The organism is Pseudoduganella sp. RAF53_2, from assembly GCF_052113985.1.
GTDB lineage: Bacteria > Pseudomonadota > Gammaproteobacteria > Burkholderiales > Burkholderiaceae_D > Rugamonas.
The window spans coordinates 1-3,428 of the sequence record NZ_JBFRDW010000642.1; the positions used below are offsets into that span (position 1 = coordinate 1).

The window sequence follows — 3,428 nt, forward strand, 5'->3', positions numbered from 1 at the left end:
ATCCAGAGCAGCTGTGGGAAACCACCATGGACCCAACCGTCCGCCGCCTGCTGAAAGTGCAGATCGAAGACGCCATTGCCGCCGACCAGATCTTCACCACCCTGATGGGCGACGACGTGGAACCGCGCCGCAACTTCATCGAAACCAACGCTCTGCGCGCTGGCAATATCGACGTATAAACCCCACACGTTGATACTTAAAAAAGGCCCGCCACGTGCGGGCCTTTTTTTCGCCCCTGGGCTAATTCGGTCTAATTCGAGCAGAAACAAGCTAAAACAGTCGAAAAATCGGACCCGTTTATCTAAAACGGTCCCGAAAATCCCACCCGAAGTCTAATCCCTTTTCGCAAGCCGAAAGTCTAAAACGATCCCAATTCCCTTTCTCCGCTCCAAGTTTTAGACTGATTTCGAGGCCATATTGGCGGCCACCTCGCCTTATCATCCAGAATATAGTGTTGTAGATCGATCAATAGCGCCTACCGTTGTGATAGGCTGTAATGTACTTCTCAACATTCGGTAAATCGGGCAACTCAGTGGCTTCCAAATCGATCCAACTCGCACAGGCAATCCAGCGCGACCCAGGTCGAATGAGCACYGCCCTGCTGATCTCCCTGATCGTCCACGCCCTTCTGCTGAGCATCTCCATCGGCGGCCAAACCTTCGGCATGCCCGGCTTCAAATTCCCGTGGAAGGACGGACGCCTCGGTGCCGACGAGCTGCACGTCCTGCTCGCGCCCGCACCCGCGCCCGCTCCGTCCGCAGCCGCACCTGCAAGCGCCCTGCCACCTCCGCCGGACTCATCGCCGGTCCAGCAAATATCCAACCCGATCCTCGCCACCGTAGAAAAGCCAGCAATGGGTAGCACTGTCAGTTCAATGACGATTGCCCCGCGCACCGCCCCACCGCCGGCGCCCGCACAGGCACAAGCCAGCGCACCCGCGCCTGCAGTGGAACCGGTCATGACCGTGCAACAGCCCGCAATACCGATTCCAACCGCTCCTGCGCCACAAACCGCGCCCGTTCAAGTGAGTGAGGCGCCCGCCCCCACCAACGCGCGCGAAGCAGCACCAAAGCCCATCGAACAAGCCGCAAAAGAACAAGCCCTCGACCAAGCCGGCATCGAACTGGAAAAGCAACGCACCGAAAACCTGCGCCAAACCGAACTGATGGCCGCCGCACAGCAAGAAACCGCGCGCCAGGAACAACTACGAATCGCTACCGCACGCGACGAACAAGCCGCACGCGACGAAGCCGCACGACAAGAAGCCGAACGCCAGGAAAACCTGCGCCGCGACGCGCAACGCCAAGAGCAAGCACGCCAAGAAGAAAAAGCCCGCCAGGACGCCGCTCGTCAAGAACAAGAACGCGCCGAAGCCGCACGTCTTGAAGCCCTTCGCCAGGAACAAGCAAAGCAAGCGCAGCTCGAAGCAGCACACCAAGCCCAACAGGAAGCCGCAAGAAAAGAGCAGGCCCGCCTCGCCGAAAAAGCCCGCCAAGACGCCATCCGCCAGGAACAGGAGCGCGCCGAAGCAGCCCGCCTCGAACAGGTCAAGCTAGCCCAACAAGAAGCAGCGCGCCAGGCACAACGCCAACAAGAAGCCGCACGCCAGGAAGCCCTCAAACAAGAGCAAGCCCGCCAAGACGCCATCAAGGCCGAAGCCGCGCGCCAGGAGGCAGCAAAACAAGAAGCAGCCCGTCTGGAACAAGCCAGGAAAGACCAGATAGCACGCGAGCGCGCCGAAGAAGAAGCCAAGCGCGAAGAACGCCTGCGCCAAATCGGCAAACAACTCGACGCAGAACGCGCCCAGCGCGAAGCCGCCGACCGCCAATCAAAATCGCTGCTGCCAACCGTCAGCAGCCTCCGCCGCGGCTGGCTCTTCGGCCGTGCCGACCCGAACGCGGATCTGATCCTCTACGCGGAGACAATGAGCCGCAAGATCGAAAACAACATGACTTTCGACATGGTCCGCGAAGCGGTCAAGCAGCCTCACGCCAACCCGGTTGTGACGGTCGCAATCCGCGCCGACGGCACCGTGGAGAAGATAACCTTCGTAACCTCCAGCGGCGTGCCCGCACTCGACGAAGCCATCCGAAAGGTCGTCGCAAGCCAAGCCCCCTACGGCGCGTTCCCGCTCCCACTGGCACGCCAATACGACGTAATCGAAATCCGCCGCACATGGATCTTCGACATGGCCATCCGCCTGCAGTAAAGAGAAATCAAGAAGCTCCGCTCGGTTCGCTGTGTATGAATCACCCGCAGATCTCAGCAATTTAGGTCAAGTGGCCCTGGCCGAACCGAGCTAGTTATCTTGTAGTTATCTGTTGTTGTCGACAGGCCGAGCCCGAATTGAGCGAGTGATTCGATCCCAAAAGTAAAGCGCATCATCGTCGCTGATTGATGGCTTAGTTCCTCCAACCGTATTTCCAGACACACCTGTATGGGTACTCGTGCCGGACCATAAATTATCTCAGCGTCAGTTGGTACGTCCACAAGAAATCAACCTAAGCAAACTGTCTTAGATTGTTGAACGCTCGCCTTCAGTCGACCGATATTGCTAATCGCATCGTTCTCGATTACTTTCCGATCCTTCCCAAAGGTTAAAGCGCTGCTGTATGCAAGTATGGCCAAAGCCGCGGAACTCATTATATTTCGGCAAGTTCTCATTATCAGGCACGGTATTCTTGAGTTGGTTGACGATCCCACAGCCAAACAGTCCTTGAGAGGCCAAAGCCTGGCATCTACTCACACTACGAAGTAGCGCTCATGCTCAAATTGTCATCGCCGATACTCGCATTTATTGCGTCATCTGTACCTTGGAATCCTTTGCGATAACGCCAGTATCCGGTGGGCTCGACGATGCTTTTGCAGAATCCAGCGTAAGAATCGTGAACATATCGATCAAAGAAATTGGCAACGACCATTGATGGTTCACCCAAGGAGATAGCCCGTTTCAAGACCACTGTAGCCTCTGGGTCAAGCTTCGCCTTAGTGTTAATTGGGATTTCAATCCCCGCTTTGGGATCAAATACAAGGTCTTTGACCACGCGTTTACCTACTGGTTTCGCTAACGGTGCAAGCAACGCCTCAGCATCAGAGATAAGCTTGCGATTTGCAAGCAAAAGCAACTCGCGGTCTGTCGTGGCTAGTCGGACGTGGCTCACTTCTGCATATCGATTGCGAATCGCCCAGCGCCAAGCCAGATATACCTCCATCCAATCTGAGAGCTTTCTATGAACAGCTCCAGTGGCGAACATGAACGCATCAAAATCGCCCTTCAGTTTTTGTGAAATAGCAAACGGGTCGTACACACCAGGGTTGTTCGAAAGGTCCTTTTTTAGGGGAACGAGAGCGGTCACTGCATATTCGAAAAGGTGGTTTAAAGGTACTTGAGACAGCTTCATCGCATCACCGTTCTCTGACGTTTGATC

The 3,428-nt window shown here is 56.0% G+C and carries 3 protein-coding genes and 1 pseudogene; 2 read left to right on the top strand and 2 right to left on the bottom strand.

Annotation, left to right across the window (positions count from 1 at the left end; translation table 11 throughout):
• Both AB4Z11_RS26995 and AB4Z11_RS27000 read left to right on the top strand, forming a co-directional pair.
• Positions 1-179: hypothetical protein (locus tag AB4Z11_RS26995; RefSeq protein ID WP_442028926.1), on the top strand; the 179-nt coding region annotated here is incomplete at its 5' end.
• A 407-nt stretch (positions 180-586) separates the two neighbouring features.
• Positions 587-2,209, top strand: a complete 1,623-nt coding sequence (locus AB4Z11_RS27000; protein WP_442028924.1) for a TonB C-terminal domain-containing protein — start codon at positions 587-589, stop codon at positions 2,207-2,209.
• A 105-nt stretch (positions 2,210-2,314) separates the two neighbouring features.
• On the opposite strand, the gene AB4Z11_RS27005 is transcribed toward AB4Z11_RS27000, so the two are convergent.
• Positions 2,315-2,431 (bottom strand): T6SS immunity protein Tli4 family protein, encoded by a 117-nt coding sequence (locus AB4Z11_RS27005; protein ID WP_442028925.1) that lies wholly within the window; start codon positions 2,429-2,431, stop codon positions 2,315-2,317.
• Between the two features lie 316 nt (positions 2,432-2,747).
• A pseudogene (locus AB4Z11_RS27010) lies at positions 2,748-3,428 on the bottom strand (hypothetical protein); the annotation flags it as partial.